This is a genomic window from Campylobacter sp. B0100352/1, assembly GCF_020135855.1.
Lineage (GTDB): Bacteria > Campylobacterota > Campylobacteria > Campylobacterales > Campylobacteraceae > Campylobacter_D > Campylobacter_D taeniopygiae.
On sequence record NZ_JACHTP010000072.1, the window covers coordinates 1 to 1130 of the forward strand.

Annotated in this window: 1 protein-coding gene; it reads right to left on the minus strand. The window is 23.5% G+C overall.

The features are described from left to right. The coding region (locus H2279_RS08555; RefSeq protein WP_337196282.1) for a hypothetical protein at positions 1-1110 on the minus strand (1110 nt) is incomplete at its 3' end. Between the last annotated feature and the right edge of the window lie 20 nt (positions 1111-1130).

Consider the following 1130-nt stretch of genomic DNA (forward strand, 5'->3'; position numbering starts at 1 on the left):
TACTAGTTTTATAGGATCTTTTCTTTGATTATATTGTTCGATAGCAATTTTATATTCTTTTAAATATTCACAAAGATGAGTAAAATCATATTCTTTTGAAATTTCAAATTCCATATCTTCTGAAAATTCTAAATCTTCCATTTCTATTTCTTTTGGTGCTAAAAGAAAACCTATGATCCCAATATCTTCTTTATTTTTTTCCCAAGTCTTATCAAACCAAGTAAATAATGGTTTTTTAACATTTTCATTCAATATTTGATGAATTTTAATTTCAGAGTCAATTATAAAATTATATTCCAAAGCGTTGAAGCTTAACACATGATAAATTCCTTGTAAAATTTTTTGATTTTTATTTTCAAATATACAATAAGATAATATATCCTTATTGTTACGGTAATACATTCCTAAAATTTTCATTCCAAGATATTCTTTTGGAAAATTAAGTTTTAATTCTCTAGAACTTTTTAAATTATAGACATTCTCTTTATGTAAATTAGTTCTTTGATTAATAAAATTATCGTTTTTAATGTCTATTATTTCATCTAAATCTAAAACTTTAAAATCAGGGATATCAAAACTTATATTTTTTTTGGGTTTCTTGAAAAAATTAAAATTTTCACAAATGTTTTGAGCCATTTTTGAATAAACAAAAGCCATAGGATGTTCTGGATCAATTATTTGCATATAAAAATCAAGAAGTTTTTCTTTTAAACAAAATTCATAAGCATCTATAAAATTAAAACCATATCTTTCGCTTTGAATTTTATGAAAAGATTTAAATCTTCCATAGCAAAAAACACAATGTTGCCATTGGATAATTAAAATTTTTTTTTGCAATTTGCTAAAAATTTTATAAATGTGATTATAAACTGGTAAAAAATGTTTTAAATCACTTTCATCCTTAAAAAATTGAGCAGTTGGAGCCAAAATAATTAGATCTGCTTCTTCTAAAATCTGTCTATTTTTCTTTCTATATAAATTATATATATGCCCCAAAGGATGAATCGCGCGAAAGCTAAAAGTATTTACTTTTGCATTACATTCTCTTAGGGAATTTTCAAAAGCATTAAACCAAGCAAATTCACAAGTTCCAAACAGTACAATTTTCATAAATAAAAAGCCTTGCTTAT